Annotated in this window: 14 protein-coding genes; 8 read left to right on the plus strand and 6 right to left on the minus strand. The window is 74.1% G+C overall.

Annotated elements, in window-relative coordinates; translation table 11 throughout:
• Positions 1–27 precede the first annotated feature (27 nt).
• The 6 genes from ACZ4YY_RS10885 to ACZ4YY_RS10910 are packed head-to-tail and all read left to right on the plus strand — an operon-like array spanning position 28 to position 7,372.
• Positions 28–303 (plus strand): acyl carrier protein, encoded by a 276-nt coding sequence (locus tag ACZ4YY_RS10885; RefSeq protein WP_468286781.1) that lies wholly within the window; start codon positions 28–30, stop codon positions 301–303.
• The gene (locus ACZ4YY_RS10890) at positions 300–1,226 is read left to right on the plus strand and encodes a glycosyltransferase family 2 protein (RefSeq protein ID WP_468286784.1); all 927 of its coding nucleotides are present in this window, start codon (positions 300–302) and stop codon (positions 1,224–1,226) included. Before ACZ4YY_RS10885 ends, ACZ4YY_RS10890 begins: the two co-directional genes overlap by 4 nt.
• Complete coding sequence (locus tag ACZ4YY_RS10895) at positions 1,223–2,920, plus strand: beta-ketoacyl synthase N-terminal-like domain-containing protein (protein WP_468286788.1); 1,698 nt, start codon at positions 1,223–1,225, stop codon at positions 2,918–2,920. Before ACZ4YY_RS10890 ends, ACZ4YY_RS10895 begins: the two co-directional genes overlap by 4 nt.
• Positions 2,913–4,640, plus strand: coding sequence for a B12-binding domain-containing radical SAM protein (locus ACZ4YY_RS10900; protein ID WP_468286791.1), 1,728 nt, complete (start codon positions 2,913–2,915; stop codon positions 4,638–4,640). The genes ACZ4YY_RS10895 and ACZ4YY_RS10900 overlap by 8 nt, the downstream gene beginning before the upstream one ends.
• 49 nt (positions 4,641–4,689) lie before the next feature.
• Positions 4,690–6,426, plus strand: a complete 1,737-nt coding sequence (locus ACZ4YY_RS10905; protein WP_468286794.1) for a B12-binding domain-containing radical SAM protein — start codon at positions 4,690–4,692, stop codon at positions 6,424–6,426.
• A gap of 4 nt (positions 6,427–6,430) precedes the next feature.
• On the plus strand, positions 6,431–7,372 hold the full coding sequence (locus ACZ4YY_RS10910; RefSeq protein ID WP_468286797.1) for a Gfo/Idh/MocA family protein: 942 nt from the start codon (positions 6,431–6,433) through the stop codon (positions 7,370–7,372).
• A gap of 22 nt (positions 7,373–7,394) precedes the next feature.
• On the opposite strand, the gene ACZ4YY_RS10915 is transcribed toward ACZ4YY_RS10910, so the two are convergent.
• Genes ACZ4YY_RS10915 through ACZ4YY_RS10935 form a run of 5 tightly spaced genes read right to left on the minus strand, consistent with a single transcriptional unit; the run spans position 7,395 to position 17,181 of the window.
• The gene (locus ACZ4YY_RS10915) at positions 7,395–8,132 is read right to left on the minus strand and encodes an alpha/beta fold hydrolase (protein ID WP_468286800.1); all 738 of its coding nucleotides are present in this window, start codon (positions 8,130–8,132) and stop codon (positions 7,395–7,397) included.
• Positions 8,133–8,135: 3 nt separating this feature from the next.
• On the minus strand, positions 8,136–13,352 hold the full coding sequence (locus tag ACZ4YY_RS10920; protein ID WP_468286803.1) for a type I polyketide synthase: 5,217 nt from the start codon (positions 13,350–13,352) through the stop codon (positions 8,136–8,138).
• On the minus strand, positions 13,349–14,410 hold the full coding sequence (locus tag ACZ4YY_RS10925; RefSeq protein WP_468286805.1) for a ketoacyl-ACP synthase III family protein: 1,062 nt from the start codon (positions 14,408–14,410) through the stop codon (positions 13,349–13,351). The genes ACZ4YY_RS10920 and ACZ4YY_RS10925 overlap by 4 nt, the downstream gene beginning before the upstream one ends.
• A gap of 12 nt (positions 14,411–14,422) precedes the next feature.
• Positions 14,423–15,868 (minus strand): class I adenylate-forming enzyme family protein, encoded by a 1,446-nt coding sequence (locus tag ACZ4YY_RS10930; protein ID WP_468286809.1) that lies wholly within the window; start codon positions 15,866–15,868, stop codon positions 14,423–14,425.
• Complete coding sequence (locus ACZ4YY_RS10935; protein WP_468286812.1) at positions 15,865–17,181, minus strand: aspartate aminotransferase family protein; 1,317 nt, start codon at positions 17,179–17,181, stop codon at positions 15,865–15,867. The genes ACZ4YY_RS10930 and ACZ4YY_RS10935 overlap by 4 nt, the downstream gene beginning before the upstream one ends.
• 178 nt (positions 17,182–17,359) lie before the next feature.
• Here ACZ4YY_RS10935 and ACZ4YY_RS10940 point away from each other — a divergent pair, with 178 nt between their 5' ends.
• Both ACZ4YY_RS10940 and ACZ4YY_RS10945 read left to right on the plus strand, forming a co-directional pair.
• Positions 17,360–18,112: an SDR family NAD(P)-dependent oxidoreductase gene (locus ACZ4YY_RS10940; RefSeq protein ID WP_468286815.1), complete on the plus strand. Its 753-nt coding sequence runs from the start codon at positions 17,360–17,362 to the stop codon at positions 18,110–18,112.
• 37 nt (positions 18,113–18,149) lie between these two features.
• Complete coding sequence (locus ACZ4YY_RS10945; RefSeq protein WP_468286818.1) at positions 18,150–18,803, plus strand: histidine phosphatase family protein; 654 nt, start codon at positions 18,150–18,152, stop codon at positions 18,801–18,803.
• A gap of 45 nt (positions 18,804–18,848) precedes the next feature.
• Here the strand turns inward: ACZ4YY_RS10945 and rsgA are convergent, their stop codons facing one another.
• Positions 18,849–19,955: a ribosome small subunit-dependent GTPase A gene (gene rsgA / locus ACZ4YY_RS10950; RefSeq protein ID WP_468286821.1), complete on the minus strand. Its 1,107-nt coding sequence runs from the start codon at positions 19,953–19,955 to the stop codon at positions 18,849–18,851.
• Positions 19,956–20,236 lie beyond the last annotated feature (281 nt).

Below are 20,236 nucleotides of genomic sequence, written 5' to 3' on the forward strand. Positions count from 1 at the left end.
CCTCTTCACCACGGGAGACGACAGACGATGGACCGCGCCGGGCTGATACGGGAACTCCACGAGATCGCAGCGGGAATGACGAAGGGCGAGCACCGGCCGGCGCCCGGGGAGGGCGACGCCAGCCTCGTGGACCAGTACGGGTTCAGCTCCCTCGACGCCCTGGAGTACCTGCTGATCCTCGAGGAGAAGTACGACGTCGTGTTCGAGGACGAGGACCTCACGGAGGAGACGCTCTTCTCCATCGAGGGCCTGGCCACCTACATCCTCGACCAGAGGGCCGGCGAGAGCCGTTCCCTGACGTGACGGGCGACCTCCCGGTCAGCGTGGTCGTGCCGACCCGTGACCGGACCACGCGATTACTCCTCACGCTCACGGCCCTGGGACACCAGACCCTGGGCCGGGAGCGGTTCGAGGTCGTCCTGGTCGACGACGCGCCGCACCCCGGTGCGGTCGAGGAGGTGCTGGCGGCCCTCCCGGACGGCCTGCCCCTGCGGACGGCGGCCACGGGCGGACGCGGTGCCGCCCACGCCCGCAACACCGGGGCGCGGCTGGCCCGCGGGGAACTCCTGGTCTTCCTCGACGACGACACGCTGGCCACCCCGCGGCTGCTGGAGGCGCATCTCGCCGCCCACGCGGACGCGGGCGCCGGCGTCGTGCACGGCGCCGTCACCGACCTGTCCGCCTTCGCGCTCACCCCCGAACCCCGGCCGCTGCGCACGGCCCTGACCGGCGCCCGCGGGCGCCGGATCGACCCCGCCACCGTCGCCGGCCTCGACTCCGCCGTCCCGCTGCTCGGGCCGCGCCGCTCGTTCATCGAACGGACCGCCCGCAAGGTGACGGCGACGCCCGAGTACGCCCCGCTGCGCTGGCTGGCCTGTGTCGGCACGAGCACCAGCCTGCGCCGCTCGCTGTTCGAACGGGTCGGCGGCTTCGACGAGCACTACGGGGAGCTGTGGGGCGGCGAGGACCTCGAACTCGGACTGCGGCTCGCCGCCTCGGGCACCGCGTTCGCCCTGCTCGACGAGGTCGCCTACCACCTGCCGACGGCACGCCGGGACACCGGCGACCTCCTGCCGCGGTTCTGGCGGCTCGTCGCCGACCGGCACGACGACCCGCGCCTCGCGGACGTGGGCCCCTTCCTCGCGGGCCGGCTCACCCTCGACGACCTCGCCGACCGCCTCGTCCACCCGGACGGCGCCCGGATGCCCGGTACGGCGGTGTCATGACGACCGCGACGGCGGCCCCGGTGATCGTGGGAGGCACGGCCCCCGCCCTGCTGGACGGGCTCGGCGCCCGCGGCGACCTGACCGTGCTCGCCGCCGGCGACTCGCTGACCGCCGCCTTCGTCGCCGTGCTGGCCGCGGCACTCGACCGCCTGCCGCCGTCCCTGCGGGCCGACGCCCCCGTGGTCATGGCGGCCACCGACTACTGCGTCTCGGCCACCTCCCGCTACGTCAGCCGGTGCGCGGAGGCCGAGGCGGGGGGCCGCAGACTGCGGCCGTCCGAGGCCATGACCCCCGAACCGGCTCAACTGCTGCAGGAGCTGGCGGAGTCCGACGGCTGGAACGGGCCGGGGTACGTGCTGATCAGCCCGCGCGCGGCGACCCTGCAGGCGGTGCGCTGGGCGCGGGGCGCCACCGCCGCGGGGCTGCACCGGGCGATGGTCGTCTGCGAGGTCGTACGCGACCCGCACGGCGACGGCTACCGCGTCGCGGCCGCCCCCGTGACCGCGGGCGACCGCGCGCCGCGCACCGGCGGCACGACGGGATCGTCGGTGGTCGTCTCCGGCACCGGCCTGGTCACCGCCTTCGGTGACGGCGGGGCCGCCTTCTGGCAGCACCTGCTGGACGGCAGCCGGGGACTGTCCGAGCTGACCCGGTTCGACGCCTCCCGCTTCCGCAGCAGGACCGTGTGCCAGACGCGCGTCGAAGCACCGCCCGGACGGCCCACGCGGCGTGCTCTGCTGGACCGCGCGCACACCGAGGCGCTGCGGGAGGCCGGGCTCGAGGCGCTGCCGGCCCGGACCCTGCTGGTGTGCGCCGGCGTGGTCCCGCACCTTCCGCAGGTCGGCGACGCGCCCCGGATCGACGAGATCGCCCTGGAGCCCGACTGGGACGGCGACGGAACGGGTGTCGCCGCACCCGACGCGGTACTGATGGCGCACGCCTGCGCGTCGGGCGCGTTCGGACTGGCCATGGCGCGCGAATGGCTGCTGTGCGGACTGGCCGACACGGCGGTCGTCACCGGGGTGTCCGCCCTCAACACCTACGACTACGCCTGCCTCGACGTGCTGCGCGCGACGAGCACGACCGCCGCCCGCCCCTTCGACGAGGAACGCTCCGGCGTCACCGTCGGGGAGGGCGCCGGGGTGGTCGTCCTGGAGACCGCCGAGCGCGCCGCGGCACGCGGGCACACCCCGCTGGCCCGGCTCAGCGGGATCTCCTGCCGGGTGGCGGGCCAGGGCGTCAGCCGGCTCAACGCGCACATCGGCGCCGCCTGCATGCGGGAGGCACTGGCCATGGCCGGTCTCACCACCGTCGACTACGTCCACGGCCACGCCCCCGGCACCCGGCAGGGCGACGAGGCCGAACTGCTGGCCCTGGACCAGGTCGGTGCCGAGCACGACTGGCGGGGCGTTCCGGTGAGCTCCTACAAGGGGGCGGCCGGTCATCTGCTGCACGCCTCGGTGTTCCCCGGCGTCGTGGCGGCGGTCCGCGCCCTGCGCCACGGGGTGCTGCCGGGCACGCCCGGGCTGCGCACCCCGCTCGGCGCGCGGCACGTACGGGTGCTGCGCGATCCGGAGCCCTGCGCGCAGGTGCGCTCGGTGATGGTCAACAACTTCGGGTTCGGCGGCAACAACGCCGCGTTCCTGCTGACGGCGGACGCGGCCGGGCGCAGAGAGGGGAGTACGGATGGCTGACGCGGTACTGATGACACCACGGGAGATCCTCACCGGGTTCTCCAGTGTCAACAACCAGAACGTCCTGATCAACGATGACGAGTACCTCCGTCTGGACCCGGCGATGCGCCTCTTCTACGAGAAGGTCCGGGAGAACCTGGGCGTGGCCTGCATCGCCGGTCACCTGCGGTCGTGCGGGTACTCGGTGCGGGCGCTGAACCTGCACGGGCGCAACCCCAGTGACGAGGCGATCGTCGACCTGATCCGCCGGGAGCGGCCGAGCTTCGTCGGCATCAGCATCATGTACGACCTGCACATCGTGGACGCCGTGCGGCTGCTGCGCTGTGTGCGCGAGGCCGATCCGTCGGTGTTCGTGGCGATCGGCGGGGCGTTCTGCACGTACAACGCCAAGCTGATCGCCGAACGCGTGCCGGAGGCGGACTGCGTGGCCTTCGGCGAGGGCGAGCTGACCGTCGAGGGCATCATGGAGTGCCTGGCGGCCGGCCGTGACTGGCGGAGCGTGCCGGGCCTGTGGTTCTGGCAGGACGGACGGGTGCGCAGCAGCGGCTCGCCCCGGCTCCCCGACCTCACCAAGGAGCCGTGGCCCGCCCGCGACCTGCTCGTCAACCACCGCAAGAACGGCATCCCCACACCGGTGGCGTCGACCTACACCAGCCGCGGCTGCCACGCCAAGTGCACCTTCTGCTACGTGCCCCGGGCGCCGGGGGTCACGGCGGGCAACGCCTGGCGGGTCCGCTCGCCCGTCGACGTCGTCGACGAGATCGAGTTCCTGCAACGGGACTTCGGCACCCGCTTCCTGTGGTTCAACGACGACAACTTCGGCGGCGCCTTCCAGGAGGGCTACCACCACGCCGTCGGGTTCGCCGAGGAGATCCTCCGCCGCGGCCTGGACATCTCCTTCCACTGCGAGTTCCGCGTCGACACCGGCCTCATCGACCGGGAGGCCCTGCGCACCCTGCGCCGGGCCGGCATGGCCTCCGCGCTGCTCGGCATGGAGACCGGAGCCCCCGGCATGGCCAAACGGTTCCGCAAGGGCACCATGGTGGAGTACAACTTCGACGCCGCCCGCCTGTTCAAGGAGGAGGGCATCGAGCTCGAACCCGGCTGGATCATGGTCGAGCCGGGCACCACCCTCGACGAACTCTGGGAGAACCTGAAGTTCATCGTGACCGCCGACATCGCCGTCAGCGAGAACCCGTTCTCCTTCATCAGCCGCGCCATCGCCCTGCGCGGCACCGAGATGTACGACAAGATCGCCGACCCCACGCCTCCGGAACTCCCGGACGTCGAGGGGCCGGCCAGGGACGTCCTGCTGGAGGCCCGCCGGGAGTACCGCATCCCCGACCAGCGGGTGGAGGACGTGTGGGAGGCCTGGAGCAAGGTCAGCGCCGAGGTCGCCGACCGCAAGGAAGAGCTGCCCTTCGTCGCCCAGATCATCGTCGACGCCACCAGGGCGCGCAGGTCCCGGGGCGAACAGGGCCTGCGCCCGCTGCTGAGCCGGCTGCGCGGCTGGGCCGACGGGCTGCCGGACCTGCTGGTCGCCTTCCTCAACGTCGGGCTGCTGCTCGGCGACGAGAACCCACCGCGGCTCGCCGAGCGGCTGGAGGCCGAGCTGCGCGCGCTGGTCGAAGCCTACGACCGCAAGGTCCTCGGCGAGCCCTACCCCACCTTCGTCGAGGAGACCAGGAGGCTGTGCGGAGAACAGGCCATGGCCGGCTGACCCCTTCGGTGCCGGGACACGCACGTGAAGACGAGAAAGGAGACCGGCCATGGCGGATGTGGTCCTGTTGACCCCCCGGGAGATCCCCACCGGCGCCGCGAGCCTGAACAACCAGAACGTCCTCATCAACGACGAGGAGTACCTGTCCCTGGACCCGGCGATGCGCCTGTTCTACAAGCGGGTCCGGGAGAACCTGGGCGTGGCCTGCATCGCCGGTCACCTGCGGTCGTGCGGGTACTCGGTGCGGGCGCTGAACCTGCACGGGCGCAACCCCAGCGATGAGGCGATCGTCGACCTGATCCGCCGGGAGCGGCCGAGCTTCGTCGGCATCAGCATCATGTACGACCTGCACATCATCGACGCCGTGCGGCTGCTGCGCTGTGTGCGCGAGGCCGATCCGTCGGTGTTCGTGGCGATCGGCGGGGCGTTCTGCACGTACAACGCCAAGCTGATCGCCGAACGCGTGCCGGAGGCGGACTGCGTGGCCTTCGGCGAGGGCGAACTGACCGTCGAGGGGCTCATGGAGTGCCTGGCGGCCGGCCGTGACTGGCGGAGCGTGCCGGGCCTGTGGTTCTGGCAGGACGGACGCGTCCGCAGCAGCGGCCCGCCGAAACTGCCCGACCTGGCCCAGGAACCGTGGCCGGCGCGCGACCTGCTCGTCCACCATCGCAAGAACGGCATCCCGACCCCGCGCGCCTCGACGTACACCAGCCGCGGCTGCCACGCCAAGTGCACCTTCTGCTACGCGCCCCGCCAGCCCGGAGTGGTGGACGGGCCCTGGCGCGTACGGCCGGTGCAGGACGCGGTCGACGAGATCGAGTTCCTGCAACGGGACTTCGGCACCCGCTTCCTGTGGTTCAACGACGACAACTTCGGCGGCGCCTTCCAGGAGGGCTACCACCACGCCGTCGGGTTCGCCGAGGAGATCCTCCGCCGCGGCCTGAAGATCTCCTTCCACTGCGAGTTCCGCGTCGACACCGGCCTCATCGACCGGGAGGCCCTGCGCACCCTGCGCCGGGCCGGCATGGACCTGGCGCTCCTCGGCATGGAGACCGGCTCGCCCGGCATGATGAAGCGGTTCCGCAAGGGCACCACGGTGGAGTACAACTTCGACGCCGCCCGCCTGTTCAAGGAGGAGGGCATCGAACTCGAACCCGGCTGGATCATGATCGAACCGGGCACCACCCTCGACGAACTCTGGGAGAACCTGAAGTTCGTCGTGGCCGCCCGGGTGCACGAGAGCGAGAACCCGTTCTTCCTCATCAACCGGGCCATCGCCCTGCGCGGAACCGAGATCTACGACAAGGCCACACGGTACGAGGAGCCCGACATCCCCGGTGTGGAGGGCGCCGCCTGGGAGGTGCTGCGGCACGCCCGCCGCGACTACCGCGTCGAGGACGAACGCGTGGAACACCTGTGGACGGCGTGGAGCCGGGTCTCCTCGGAGATCAACGACCGCAAGGAGAACGAGGTCCCGTTCCTCGCGCAGAGCATCGCCGACGCCGTCCGGGCGCGGCGCGGCACCGGCGCCGAGTCCCTGCGCCCGCTGCTGGGCCGGCTGCGCCGCTGGGACCAGGGGCTCGCCGGGCTGCTCGTCGCCTTCCTCAACGCCGGGCTGCTCCTCGCGGACGAGAACCCGCCCGGGCTCGCCGAGCGGCTGGAGACGGAGCTGCGCGCCATGATCACCGCGTACGACCGCGAGCACCTCGGCCACACCTTCCCGGACTTCGTCGTCGAGACGGCGAAGGCGTGCGGTGAGCACGCCCTCGCCCAGGTGAGGGGCTGAGGCGATGACGGGGGAGCGGATCCGGTTCGCGGCCGTCGGCTGCGGCAGGGTGCTCGAGCGCTACCACCTGCCGTGCGTCGACGCCCGCGACACCATGGAACTGGTGGGGCTGGTGGACACCGACGAGGAGCGGGCCCGGGCCCTGGTCGCGGACCGCCCACGGGTGTGGACCGGCACCTCCGTCGACCGGCTCCTGCGGGAGGCCCGGCCGGACGTGGTGAGCGTCTGCACGCCCAACGCCGCCCACCTCGAGCCGGTGCTGGCCGCGCTGGACGCGGGCGTCGCGGTGCTGTGCGAGAAGCCCCTCGCCGCGACCGTCGAGGAGGCCCGGCGGATGGTGGCCCATCCGGCGGCCGAGAAACTCCTCGGGGTGAACATGCCCTTCCGCTTCCATCCGCTGCTGGAGGCGTTCGCCGAGGCGGCGCGCACCGGCGCACAGCGCGTCGACTTCTCCTTCGCCACCCCCGGCAACCGGGTGTGGCGCTCCCGCACCCCCTGGTACGGCGACGTCCACCAGGCCGGCGGGGGTGCCCTGCTCGATCTGGGGCCCCACGCGGTCGACCTGCTGATGACCGTCTTCGGCAGGCCGGACGTCGAGGCGTGCCGGACCGACACGTCGGGCGTGGAGGAGCGGGTCGAGCTGGAGCTGTCGTTCCAGGGCCTGCCGGCGACGGTACGGATCGACCGGGCCGCGCGCCGGCTCGAGACGGCGGTCACCGTGACCACCGCGGACGGCGACCACGTCCTGGACCTGCGCCGCAACGAGCTGCGCCGGGCGGACGGCACGGTCGAGACGGCCGGGGAGAGACCGGAACTCGCCGCGATCACGGCGTACCTCGACACGGTGACGGGTGTCGCCACCCCGCACGGCAGGGTGAGCGGCCAGGACGCCCTGGAGGTGCAGCTCGTGGTCGAGTCCGCCTACGAGCGCGCCCGGGTCTCCTGACCGCGGGGGCGGCGGCACGGCGTCAGGCAAGGAAGCGGGCCACTTCGGCGCAGAACCGCTCGGGTTCGGCGCGATGCACGTAGTGGCCCGCGTCGACGGCCAGCAGCCGCCCCCGGGGCACGGCCTCGGCCACCTCGGCCAGCAGCGGCCGGGGGACCGGGCTGGACAGCCCTCCGCTGATCACCAGCGTCTCGGCGGTGACGTCCCCGAGCCGCCGCCACCATCCGGGATCCGCCACCCGCAGCCCGTCGATGACCGGACGTACCGCGGCGCGGTCCAGCTCTCCCGTCCGCAACAGCTCGCGGAACTCCCGGTACAGGGACAGCACCCGGGCCTCGCCGCCGTCCGAGCGGGACCGCGCCCGCAGCTCCGCCTCCGCCGCCGGGTCCCGAGGGGGCGGCGGCGCGTCCTCGATCACCAGCCTGCGGACCCGCGCGGGATGGCGCTGGGCGACGAGCCACGCGACGTGACCGCCCATGGAGTGCCCCACCAGGTCCACCGGGCCCAGACGGTGACGGTCCAGCAGACCCAGCACGTCCCGGTACATCAGCTCGAACGTGTAGGCCTCGGCCCGGGGACTGCGCCCGTGTCCGCGCAGGTCCGGCACGTACAGCCGGCGCCCCCGCGGCCGCAGGGCGGCGGCGAGCCGGTCCCAGCTCCGCCCGGTCTCGCCCAGCGCGTGCAGCAGGACCGCCGGGGCGCCCGCCGGATCACCGGTGATCCGGCAGGCCAACTCCACCGTCTGCGCCTCCGCCCCCATGCCTCAGGACCGCGCGCTCGTCACGAGGTAGTCGACGATGGCCGTGACCGTCTGCTGGTGCCAGACCAGGTTGGCCGGGAGCTTGCGCTCCAGCAGCCGTTCCAGCCGGCGGCGGATGACGATCGCCATCACCGAGTCCAGCCCCGTCTTCAACAGCGACCGGTCCGGGTCGAGGTCCGCCCGGTCCAGCTTCATCTCGTCGACGATGACGGACACCGTCTGCTCGTGCAGCAGCTCCCGCAGCGCCTCCTCCGACAGCTCTCCCAGGTCCCGGGCCGCCGCCTCGCGCGCCGGTGCCTGCGCCGCGCCGTCGACGACGTCCCGCAGCAGGCCCGTCCGGGGTGCTCCGTCCGGGAGCGGCACCGTGCGCAGCACCGCCAGGGAGGCGGCGCCGACCCGGCTGGCCCGGTCCCAGGCGCCGAAGGCCTCGGACGCCGTGACGTCCCCGACGCCGTGCGCCCGCAGCTCGGCGTCCACCGCCGCGTTGGCCGCCATGCCCATGCCGCGCCAGGACGTCCACGCCAGACTCGTGCTGCCGACGGCGCCGAGGGTGTGCTCGTACGCGGCCATGGCGTCCAGGAACGCGTTGGCGGAGGCGTAGGCTGCCTGGCCGGTCAGGCCCAGGAACTGACCGCACGACGAGAAGTGGACCAGGAAGTCGAGACTGCCCGGCGGGAAGAGCCGATGGAGGGTCAGCGCACCACCGGCCTTCGGCCGCATCACCGCCGCCAGGGAGTCGGCGTCGAGCCGGTCGACGAGCTGGTCCGCCAGCACCCCGGCGGCGTGCACGACCCCGCGGATCGGCGGCATGCCCAGCGCGTCCGGGTTCAGCGCGGCGGCCGCCGCCTCGGCGTCGGACAGATCGACGCCGACCACCCGCACGCTCGCCCCGAGGGCCTCGAGCCCGCGGACGGTCTCGACACGGCGCCTCAGGTCCGCGTCGGTGACGGCGTCCCACTGCGACCGCGGCGGAAGGTCTCCGCGCCCGGCCAGGACGAGACGACGCGCCCCGCGCTCCACCAGCCAGCGGGCGATCTCGCCGCCCAGGCTGCCCAGTCCGCCCGTGACGAGATACGTGCCGTCCGGCCGGCACCGCAGCGGCGCGCGGTCCGCGCCCGCACCCGTGGCGCGGACCAGCCGGCTCGCCCAGGCCGCGCCCTCGCGGACCGCGACGACGTCCTCTCCCGGGTTCTCGGCGACGACGCCCAGCGCGGTGACCACGTCGTCCCCGGTGGGCCGGTGGCCGAGATCGAGCGTTCCGCCCCACAGCTCGGGGTGCTCGCCGCCGACGACCCGGCCGAGCCCCCAGCGGGCGGCCTGCGCCACGGCCTCCAGCCGGTCCGCCTCGCGGACCCCGGTCGTCAGCGACCACAGCCGCGCCGCACCGGGCGGCCACGCGCCGAGCCGCCGTGCCGCCCGGGCGAGCTGCCACGCCTCCCGCACGGCGCGCTCCCCGGCCTCCGGCGCCGACTCCCGCGGCAGCGGCAGCACGAGCACGTCCACGGGCCCGGACAGCTGATCGCGCAGGCCGTCGAGGGCGTCGGGATCCAGCACCGGCACACACGGGACGCCCAGGTCGTCGGCGGCGCTCCGCAGCGCCGCCGTCAGGTCTGCGTCACCGCCGACCAGCACCAGCGGCCGGGGCGGACGGGGCAGCGGTGAGCCGTCGCGGGACAGGGGCTTCCACACCAGGCGGAACAGCAGGTCCCCGGGGTCGCTCGCGGCGGTCCCGGCCTCCGAGTCCGCGTAGCGCACCCCGGCCAGGACGGCCACCGTCCGGCCGTCCCGTGCCGTGATCCGCACGTGCGCCGTCGTCGGCCCGTCGACGCGCGCCTCCAGGCGGGCCCGGGACGGGGCCTCACCGGCGGTCCACACGCGGCCGACACCGGCCACCACCCGCAGCGCGGCGGGCCCGGGGAAGGCGACGGCCGCCATGGACAGCGCGGCGTCGAACAGCGGCGCCCAGGTCGGCGTCGGCTCCTCGGCCGCCACGACGTCGGCGCGCAGCCCGTCCCCGATCCGCTCCAGCCGTTCCACCCGCCAGGGGAAGGCCATGCCGGGCACGCCGACCGAGGCGAGATCGGCGACGATCCGGTCCGGGGGAAGCACCGTCCCCGGCCCTGCGTCACCGGCCGCACGGGCCGGCGGCACGGTGGGGGCGGCCACGGAGGCCACCGCGTGCGTCAGCCACGGCTGGTCCCCGTCCGCCTCCGGTTCGTCCGGGCCGGTCGTCCGGGACAGCAGGCGGACCACACCGTCCTGCGCGACGACGTCGACGTCCCGGCCCGTGGTCAGGGTCAGCGGCAGGTCGAACGACACGTCGGCCAGACCCGGTGAGCCCTCCCCCCGCCCCGCCGCGTCCAGGAACGTCTGCAGCACGACGGCCGCCGGGACGATCTCCACGCCGTGGATGGTGTGGCTGCCCGGATACGGCCGGGTGTCGAGGTCGACGCGGGTGCGCCACAGGTCCAGGGGGGTGGTCCCGGCCAGGGTGGTGCGCGGCCCGAGCACGGTACGGCTCGCCACGTCGTGCCGTCCGCGGTCGGCCCTGCGCACCGGCAGGTCGCGCCAGTACCGCTGACGCCGCCACGTCCGCGGCGGGAGCGACAGGGGCGGCCCGTCCGGGGACGAGGGCCAGTCCAGGGCGACGCCGTGGCAGTACAGCACCCCCGCGTTCGCGAGCAGGTGCTCCCGCTCGCCGGCGCCGCGGCGCAGGGACACCGCGACGCGGTGCCGGTCGGCGCCGGCCGCGTCCAGCGTCTCCTGGACGGAGTGCCGGACCACCGGATGCGCCGACACCTCCAGGAAGGTGCGGAAACCGTCCTCGGCCGCCGCCGTGACCGCCCCGGCCAGCCGGACGGGGTTGCGCAGGTTGCCCGCCCAGTAGGCGCCGTCGCGGGGCCTCGCGTCGCGCGGGTCCTCCAGCGCGGTGCTGTAGACGGGGACGCGCGGGGCGTGGACGGTGAGGTCGGCGGCGGCCTCGGCGAGCTCCTTCGTCAGGGCGTCCATCTGGGGGCTGTGGAAGGCCACGTCGCTGTCGACCCGGCGCACCAGCAGGTCCGGGTCGGCCGTCAGCTCCCGGGCGAGGCGGTCGATCTCCGCCGTCGCCCCCGCCACCACCGTCGTCGTGGGCGAGGCGAGCACCGCCGGCACCACGCCGTCGGCGCCGGCCAGCCGGGCGGCGGCCTCGTCGGCGGGCAGGCCGATCATCAGCATGCCGCCCGCGCCCGCCACCCGCCGCAGCAGGACACTGCGCCGGCACACCAGCCGGGCGCCGTCCTCCGGCGAGAGGATCCCGGCCGTGGCGGCGGCCGCGATCTCGCCCATCGAGTGGCCGACGACGGCCGCGGGCCGGATCCCGAGCGACCGCCAGACGGCGGCCAGGCCCATCTGGACCGCGTAGATCATCGACTGGGCGACGTCCACCCGGCCGACGTCCCCCTCCTCGATCATCCGCCGGGCCGTGGTGCCCATCTCCTCGTCGAAGACCGGCCCGATCCGGTCGATCACCTCCGCGAACACGGCGTCGTGCGCCAGGAGTTCGCGGCCCATCCCGGGCCATTGGGCGCCGGTACCGGAGAAGACCCACACCACGCCGTCCCGGCCCTCGTCCGCCACCGTGCCCTCGACGAGGCCGGGCGCCGACTCGCCCGCGGCGAACCGGCGCAGCCCGTTCGCCAGCCCCTCGTGGTCGGCGGCGACGACGGCGGCCCGGCTCTCCAGGTGACTGCGGCGCGTGCCGAGGTCGCGCGCGAGGGAGGCGAGCGGGACGCCCGCGCCCGGCCCGGCCAGCCAGTCGGCGAGCCGTGCCGCGTCCTGGCGCAGGCTCGCCCCGGACCGGCCGGAGAGCGGGAACAGACGGGGCCGCGCCGCGTCGTCCGGGCGGGTGTCGCGGGGTGCGGCCGGCGCCGGCGCCTCCTCCAGGACGACATGGGCGATGGTGCCGCCGTAGCCGAAGCTGGAGACACCGGCCCGGCGGGGACGCTCCCCCCGGCGCCACGGGGTGCGCTCCCGCGTCACCCGCAGCCCCGACTCCTCCCAGGGGATGCGCGGGTTGGGGGCGGAGAAGTGCACGCTGGGCGGGATCTCCTCGTGCGCCAGGGCGAGGATCGCCTTGATCATCCCGGCGACGCCCGAACCGGCCTCCAGATGGCCGATGTTGCCCTTCACCGAGCCGATCAGACAGGGGTCGTGCCGCGGCCGGCCCGCGCCGAAGACGGCGGCGAGCGCACCGGCCTCCAGCGGGTCGCCCGCGACGGTGCCGGTGCCGTGGGCCTCCACGTAGTCGACGGTGCCCGGGTCGATGCCGCACCGCGCGTACGTCCGCCGCAGCAGGTCCGCCTGCGCCTCGCCGTTGGGCGCCATGATGCCGGCGGTGTGCCCGTCCTGGCTCACCCCGCTGCCGCGGATCACCGCCAGGACGCGGTCGCCCGCCCGTTCGGCGTCCGACAGGCGCTTCAGGACGAGGACGCCCGCCCCCTCGCCGCGGCCGTAGCCGTCCGCCGAGGCGTCGAACGGCTTGCTGTGGCCGTCCGGTGAGGTGGCGCCCGCTCGGTCCAGGGTGACCGACAGCCCGGGGGCGACCATGAGGTTCACCCCGGCGGCCAGCGCCACGTCGGACTCCCCGCACAGCAGACTGCGCCGGGCCAGGTGGACTCCGACCAAGGAGGCGGAGCACGCGGTGTCCACCGCGAGGCTGGGACCGCGCAGGTCCAGGCTGTGGGAGACGCGGTTGGCGGTGGCGCACATCGCCGCGCCGATGCCGGTCCACGCCTCGATGCGGGGCAGGTCCTCCAGCAGCCGTCGCCCGTAGTCGTCCGAGCCGACGCCCACGAACACGCCGCAGGCGCTGCCGCCCAGGCCGAGGGGCGGGATCCCCGCGTGTTCCAGGGCCTCCCAGGCCAGCTCCAGCAGCAGCCGCTGCTGGGGGTCCATCAGCTCCGCCTCGCGCGGCGAGATGCCGAAGAACTCCGCGTCGAACCCGGCGATGTCGGTGAGGAACCCGCCCCGGCTCGTGGTGTTCCGTACCACGGCCGCGTGGTCGTCCCCGGCCGCCGCGTACGGCGCCCAGCGCTGCGACCCGTCACCGATGCCGTCCCGGCCGCGGACGAGGAGGTCCCAGAAGGCGTCGGGGGAGTCGGCGTCGCCGGGGAACCGGCAGCTCAGCCCCACGACGGCGACGGGCTCCTCGTCGACGGCGGTCTCCTGCGAAGGGCTCACGCCCGGCTCCCTTCGGTGCCCGCGGCCCGCCCGGTGGGGCGCTCCAGCACCGTGACCACCGCGGCGGTGATCATGAGGCCGGGTCCCGCGCTGAGCAGGAGGAGGTGGTCGCCGGCGTTCAGCCGCCCGTCCTCCACGAGGTGGTTGAGCTGCAACCCGACGTCGGCGGCGCCCGCGTGTCCCAGGTCGCGGAAGAAGTCGACGCCACCCAGCGACGCGTCCAGCCCCATCGGCTCCAGATGGCCGGCCAGGAAGTCGGCGGTGCCCGCCCCGAGGTGCAGCACCCGCGCCAGGTCGGCCACACCGATGCCCGCCTCGCCCGTGATCTGGTCGATCAGCTTCGCACCGCTCGCGGCGTACTCCCGGCCGATCTCGGACGCCTTCGGCCCGAGCTCCTCGACCATCGCCTCCAGGTGCTCGTTCATGTCGAGCCTGCGCCCGGTGGTGACCGCCGGCGGGAAGATCGGCTCGTGGCCCCGGTTGAGGATCTCGAACTGGGGGAGCGACACCGAGTCGATCGAGCGCAGCGCGGCCCAGCCCGACCGCTTCGACAGCACCACCGCGGTGCCCGCGTCGGCGAGCACCGCGTCCCGGTGGGCGTACCAGCGGTCGACCGAGGGGGCGCCGAAGTGGTCCGCGCTGCTCACCACGGCCCCGCTGCGCGACGGCGAGCACAGCAGGTACTGGGTGGCCATCTCCAGGGCGGCGAGGAACGCGTTGCACCCCTGCTCGACGGTCAGCGCCGGAACCGGGGTGCCGAGGGTGGAGCGCAGGATGTAGTGCGGTGCCGACCAGCCGTCGGGGCCCTGGTGGTAGGCGCAGGAGTGGATCAGGAGGTCGATGTCGTCAGGGCCGAGACCCGAGCGCTCCACCGCCTGCCGGACGGCCGCCACCGCCATGTCCGGCGCGGAAGTGTCCTCGGCCACGGCGATGTTGCGCCACCCGCAGGAGTCCATCCGCTCCTGGTCGTACCAGCCGCGCCGGACGGCCTCCGCCACGCTCACCCGGGGCGGGACGAACGCGCCGGTCCCGGCCAGGAAGATGTTCTCTGTTCTCACGCTCACAAGTCCTTACTGACCGGTCCGGGGCCTGATGACCTTCCCGGTCTCGGTGGTCGGCAGTTCCGCCTGGGAGGCGAAGGCATGGGGGACCCAGGAGGGCGACAGCCGTTCCCGGCAGAAGCGCTCCAGCTTGTCGAGGTCGACCGTGTCCGGGGTGACCGTCGCGCTGATCCGCTGTCCGAGGACGGGGTCGTCGACACCGGAGACCAGACACGAGGCGACGTCCGGGAAGGCGAGCAGGACGGCCTCGATCTCCTCCGGACTGACCTTGACGCCGGCCACGTTGATGCTCGTGGACAGCCGCCCGGACAGCACGAGTTCCGGTCCCTGCCAGCGGGCCAGGTCGCCGGTGGTGAACCCGCCCCGCAGGGGGGCCGCGTCGATGCCGTCCGCCTCGGCGTACCCGAGCATCATCGACGGCGAGGTGACGGTCACCAGCCCCGTCCCGGCCTCCGCCGGCACCGTCCCGGGGACCGGGGACAGCGCGACCTCCACCCCGGGCAGCGGCGCGCCCGGCCCGCCGGAACCCGGCTGCCAGGGTTGCGGGCGGCGTACGCAGATCGGCCCGGTCTCCGTGGTGCCGTAGACCTGTCCGACGTGCCCGCCGAGCCGGGTCGCGACCAGTTCGGCGGTGTGCGCGTCCAGCGCCATGCCGGCGGAGAGGAACCCGACCGGGGACGCGCCGTCGGCGGACGGGCGGGTGCGGGCGGCCCTGGCGAGCAGCCGCAGCATCGGGGGCACCCCGACGAACAACGTCACGTCGCCGGCGGCCAGTTCGCGCAGCAGCAGCCGCGGCTTGTCGGGCGCCGAGCAGCGCACGGGCGCACCCGCCAGGGGCGCGGCGACGGCGCACAGCCCGAAGCCGTACGCGTGCTGGAGCGGCACCGGGCACACCAGCCGGCTCCCCGGGCCGAGCCCCAGGGCCGTGCGGTAGTGCTCCGCCTCGGCCAGCAGGGCGGCCGCGGAGCGCAGCGCGACCCGCGGGTGCCCGGTGGTGCCCGACGTGATCTGCGCGGTCGCCGCCCCCTCGAAGGCGGGGCGCCGCGGCCCCTCCCGGCCGACGCTCAGTGTGCGCCCGTCCCGGTCCGTGACGGTGCGCGGGAAGGCCAGGGGCGACCCGGAGGGGGCCGACAGGAAGTCGAGCGGACAGCGCTCCTGGACGCGCCGCAGCTCCCACGGGGTGAGCCGGCGCGACAGCGGAACGGCGACCGCCCCGACCGAGACGATCGCGAACACGTCGGCGACGAACGCGGCCGCCGGCCAGGCGACGGTCCCCACGAGGACGCCCGGCCCGACGCCCGCCTCCCGCAGGGCACCTGCCGTGGCGTCGACGCGCTCGAGCAGCTGCGCGGCGTCGGTGGTCCCCGAGCCGTCCTCGAACAACGGGGCGTCGCCCCGGCGGGCGCCCCGCTCGCGCAGCAGGCGCAGCAGTTCCGCGCGCGCTGCGGCGGTCATCCGAGACCGGACAGCGCGCGCCGCAGGGCCCCCGCCGCCTTGTCGAGGACGTCCGGGGTGTGCGCGGTGCTCAGGAACCACGGTTCCAGCGCGTTGGGGTGGAAGTAGACGCCCTCGCGCTGGGCCAGCGTCTGGAAGCGGCGGTGGCGGGAGAAGTCGACGGCGTCGGCGAGGTCGCGCAAGGAGTCGTCCTTGGCCAGCGGCTTCCTGAGCAGCGCCACGCTCATCAGGGTGCCGACCCGGCTGATGTGCACGGGCCTCTTCTCCGCGGCGAAGACCTCGCGCACGGCCTCCTCCGCGTTGGCCCCGAGGGCCTCGAGCTCGTCGTAGAGGCCGGGCAGCGCGCGGATCTTGGTCAGGACGGTGACGACCGCGCGCAGGGCCGCGTGGTTCCCGGCGTAGACGCCGGCGTGGTGGGCCTCGTTGGTGGCGAGCATCCGCATCGCGGCCCGGCGGCCGCCGAAGGCCGCGACGGGGAACCCGCCGCCCATGACCTTGGACAGGACCGTGAGGTCGGGCTCGACGCCGTACCGCTCCTGCGCTCCGCCCCGGGCGACCCGGAAACCGGTGATCACCTCGTCGAAGACCAGCAGGGCGCCGCTGCGCGAGGTCAGCTCCCGCAGCAGCTCCAGGAAGCCGGGCGCCGGCGGGATCACACCGGCGTTGGCCAGGACCGGTTCCAGGATGACGGCCGCGATCCGGTCGCCGTCGCGTGCGAAGAACTCCTCCAGGGCGGCGGCGTCGTTCCACGGCAGCTGCGCGGTGTGGGCGAGGGCCTCCGGGATCATGCCGGGCGCTCCGGGGACGACGTCCGTCGGCCGGGTGCCCTGCATCTGGAGCGTCGTCTTGCCCGCGCGCAGCACGGTCTCGCTCCAGCCGTGGTAGTGCCCCTCGAAGGTGACGACGAGCGAGCGGCCCGTGCTGGCGCGGGCGAGCCGCAGCACGGAGGCGACCGCCTCGGTGCCGGAATTCGCGAACCTGACCTGCTCCACGCCGGGGACGAGCTCGGCGACGAGGGATCCGGCCTCCGCGTCCCATTCGTGCGGCAGGCCGGTCATATGGCCCTTGGTGAACTGGTCGGCCACCGCTTCGGCGACGTCACGGTCGGCATAACCGAAGAGATGCGGACCGTAGCCCATGTTGAAGTCCACGAGCTCGCCGTCTTCGACGTCCCGGATCGAGCAGCCCTCGGCGCGCCGCACGACGAGTGGCACGGGCACGGCCGCCGCGCGCATGCTGCTGCTGACGCCGCCGGCGATGACCTGCTTGGTGCGCTCCAGACAATCAGCATTCGTCCGACGTTCGGCGTCCATGGCACCCACTGAATACCTCCAGCTTCGTCGGCCTGATCCGGCATCACACAATGCCGCAGCGCTTTCGTGGCCGACAGCGGTCGTTGCCGGAATGGCCGGATCACGGGGGTGATCGGCCTGTTCTGAGATGGCAGGATTCGGACGGGTGATCAGTTCGCCTCGCGGAGGGGGGAATGGGATGTCAGTTCGGGACGTCGCCGTGGTCACGGGGGCTGGGTCCGGCCTCGGCGCCGCCGTCGCGGTCCGGCTGGCCGCCACCCACGACCTGGTGCTGACCCACCTGGCCGCGGACCCGGGACTCGACGAGACCGCCGCCCGCGTGGCGGCGGCCGGGGGGAACGTCCTGGCCACCGTGGTCGGGGACCTCACCCGGGAGGAGACCGTGGACCGGCTGGGACAGGCCATGGCCGCCTGTGGCGACCGGCTGGACGTCCTGGTGTGCAACGCCGGGGCGTACGCCTACGTGCCCTGGCGGGACACCGCGTGGGACGACGTGCGCGCGGCCGTGGACGTCAATCTCCTCGCGCACATCGCCTGCGCACGCGCCGCCACACCGCATTTGGTGGCGCGCGGAACCGGCCGGATCGTGGCCGTTTCCACGGTGCTCACCCGGCTGGGACGTGCGGAACTCGCCCCCTACATCGCGGCGAAAGGCGGCCTCGAGGCATTCGTCCGGGCGCTCGCTCGCGAACTCGGCCCGCACGGCATTACAGTGAATTGCGTCCGACCGGGGTCGATCGAACTGAGTGCTGACCAGAGATCCCACCCGGATTACCCGTCCTGGCGGCAAAGGGAATTCGCCCGGCAATGCGTCAAACGGCATGGCAGTCCCGATGACGTGGCCGCCGCCGTCGCGTTCCTGACTTCCCCTGAAGCGGGTTTCATCACGGGCCAGAGCCTGACCGTCGACGGCGGCTGGGACCTCAACTGACCTGCCCCGGCAGGCCGATCCAAGGATCTTCACACGAATGGCGCACGATCACGAGCAGAGAAACCCCACCACCCGTCTTCTGCTGGTACGGCACGCGCAGTCGCACGCCAGCGTGAGAAAGATGATCGCGGGGTCCCGCACCTGCCCCGGCCTCACTCAACTGGGCCGGGAACAGGCCGCGCGGCTCACGGCCCGACTGGCGGCCGAACGACTGCGCCCGCACGCGTTGCTGACCAGTCCGGTGCCCAGAGCCCACGAGACGGCCGAAGTACTCGCGAAGGGGCTGGGCCTCGGAGCGCCGGTCGTCGAAAGGCAGGCACGGGAGCTCGACTTCGGCGCGGCCGACGGCCTGTCCATCGACGAATACCGGCGCCTGCACGGCGCCTTCGACATGACCGCCCAGCCCGACCGGCCCTTCGCCCCCGGCGGCGAGACCTGGAACCGCTTCCGCAACCGGGCCGGCCGCGTCGTCCGCGACCTGACGTCCCGCCACCGGGGCGGGACCGTCCTCGTCGTGTGCCATGCCGGTCTCATCGTCGCGGTGATGTCCGCGCTGCTCGACGTCGTCCCCGACGTGCTGTTCACGGACACGACACCCGCAGCGACCTCGATCAACGAGTTCGTCCACGACGGCTCGCACTGGCGGCTGCTCCGGTTCGACGACGCACGGCACATCGACGCGCCTGCGTGAGGCGAGCCGGCCGTCACGCGGGCCCGGGGCCCGGCACGGCCGTCCTCACGGACGCGGGCCGCGCTTGCGTTCCATCATGTGGCGGCCCAGCGCCTTCTTGCGCTTCCAGTCCCGCAGCAGCTCCCCGTTGAGCCGGGCGTCGCTGCGGGCGGCGATCCGGTCGTTCTCACGGAGCAGCTTGCGGTAGTTCTCCAGCCGCCGCAGGGACAGCGTCCCCTCATCGGCCGCCGCGAGCACCGCGCACCCGGGCTCCGCGCGGTGCGAACAGTCGGGGAAACGGCACTCCCGCGCCAGGGCCTCGACATCGGCGAAGGCCCGGGCGACACCACCGTCGGCCTCCCACAGGCCCACTCCGCGCAGCCCCGGCGTGTCGATCAGGACGCCGCCGCCCGGCAGCGGCAGCAGATCGCGGGTCGTCGTCGTGTGCCGGCCCTTGCCGTCACCGTCCCGGATCGCCTCGACCCGCTGGGTGTCCGTCCCGGTGAGCGCGTTGGCGAGCGTCGACTTGCCGGCGCCCGACTGCCCCAGGAGGGCCGCCGTGACGCCGTCGCCCTCACCGATCAGGTCCGCCAGGGCCTCCATGCCCTGCCCGGTGGCCGCGCTGACCGACAGCACACGCGCCCCGGGCGCCACCCGCTCGGTGTCCTGCACGAGGTACGACCGGGACACCGGATCGGGCTCCAGGTCGGCCTTGGTGAGGACCACCACCGGCTGCCCGCCGCTCTCCCACGCCAGGGAGAGGAAACGCTCGACGCGCCCGAGGTCCAGCTCGTCGGCGAGGGACACGGCGATGAGCACCAGGTCGACGTTGGCCGCCAGGACCTGTCCGTCCGACCGCTGCGAGGAGACGGCCCGCACGAACGCGGTACGCCGCGGCAGCAGCGCCCGCACGACCTTCTGCTCCAGGTCCAGCGCCGCCCAGTCACCCGTACAGGGACGAGTCACCGGATCACGGGAGTCCACCGGCGCGAGGCCGGCCCGCACGGACGTCACGCCCGCGCCGTCGGCGACGACGGCCTCGCACCGGCCGCGGTCGACGCGCACCAGGCGACCGGGCCGCAGACCGTCGGCCCCGTAGGGGGCGAAGTCGGCGGCGAACGACTCGTTCCAGCCGTAGCGGCGCAGCGGACACGGGGCAGCGGGGGTGCTCAAACTCGCCCCTCCAGAGGGTGCCGGAGCAGGGGATCCGGCGACGGATGGGTGAACGACGGACGGGGAGGCCACCAGTCTAGGGGTGTTCCGAAAGTCCTGTGCGATGCCCGCGGTGTCCGGTGCGTGCTCTCGGCGTGCCGGACGAACGCGCTCGTCGGGTGTACTCGTGCTTTCGGCCGGTGCGGCGAGAGGGCCTGCCGGGCGCCGTGGGTGCTGTGCGGGACGTTCGAAACACCCCCTGGCGCCGCGGTACCGCTGTCCGCGCGGGAGCGCCCCGGTGC

This window comes from Streptomyces sp. NPDC030143 (genome assembly GCF_055573695.1).

Coding starts and splice junctions, on each gene's coding strand:
- ACZ4YY_RS10885 (WP_468286781.1), top strand. CDS start 28: ATGGACCGCGCCGGGCTGATACGGGAACTCCACGAGATCGCAGCGGGA.
- ACZ4YY_RS10895 (WP_468286788.1), top strand. CDS start 1,223: ATGACGACCGCGACGGCGGCCCCGGTGATCGTGGGAGGCACGGCCCCC.
- ACZ4YY_RS10900 (WP_468286791.1), top strand. CDS start 2,913: ATGGCTGACGCGGTACTGATGACACCACGGGAGATCCTCACCGGGTTC.
- ACZ4YY_RS10905 (WP_468286794.1), top strand. CDS start 4,690: ATGGCGGATGTGGTCCTGTTGACCCCCCGGGAGATCCCCACCGGCGCC.
- ACZ4YY_RS10910 (WP_468286797.1), top strand. CDS start 6,431: ATGACGGGGGAGCGGATCCGGTTCGCGGCCGTCGGCTGCGGCAGGGTG.
- ACZ4YY_RS10915 (WP_468286800.1), bottom strand. CDS start 8,132: ATGGGGGCGGAGGCGCAGACGGTGGAGTTGGCCTGCCGGATCACCGGT.
- ACZ4YY_RS10930 (WP_468286809.1), bottom strand. CDS start 15,868: ATGACCGCCGCAGCGCGCGCGGAACTGCTGCGCCTGCTGCGCGAGCGG.
- ACZ4YY_RS10935 (WP_468286812.1), bottom strand. CDS start 17,181: ATGGACGCCGAACGTCGGACGAATGCTGATTGTCTGGAGCGCACCAAG.
- ACZ4YY_RS10940 (WP_468286815.1), top strand. CDS start 17,360: ATGTCAGTTCGGGACGTCGCCGTGGTCACGGGGGCTGGGTCCGGCCTC.
- ACZ4YY_RS10945 (WP_468286818.1), top strand. CDS start 18,150: ATGGCGCACGATCACGAGCAGAGAAACCCCACCACCCGTCTTCTGCTG.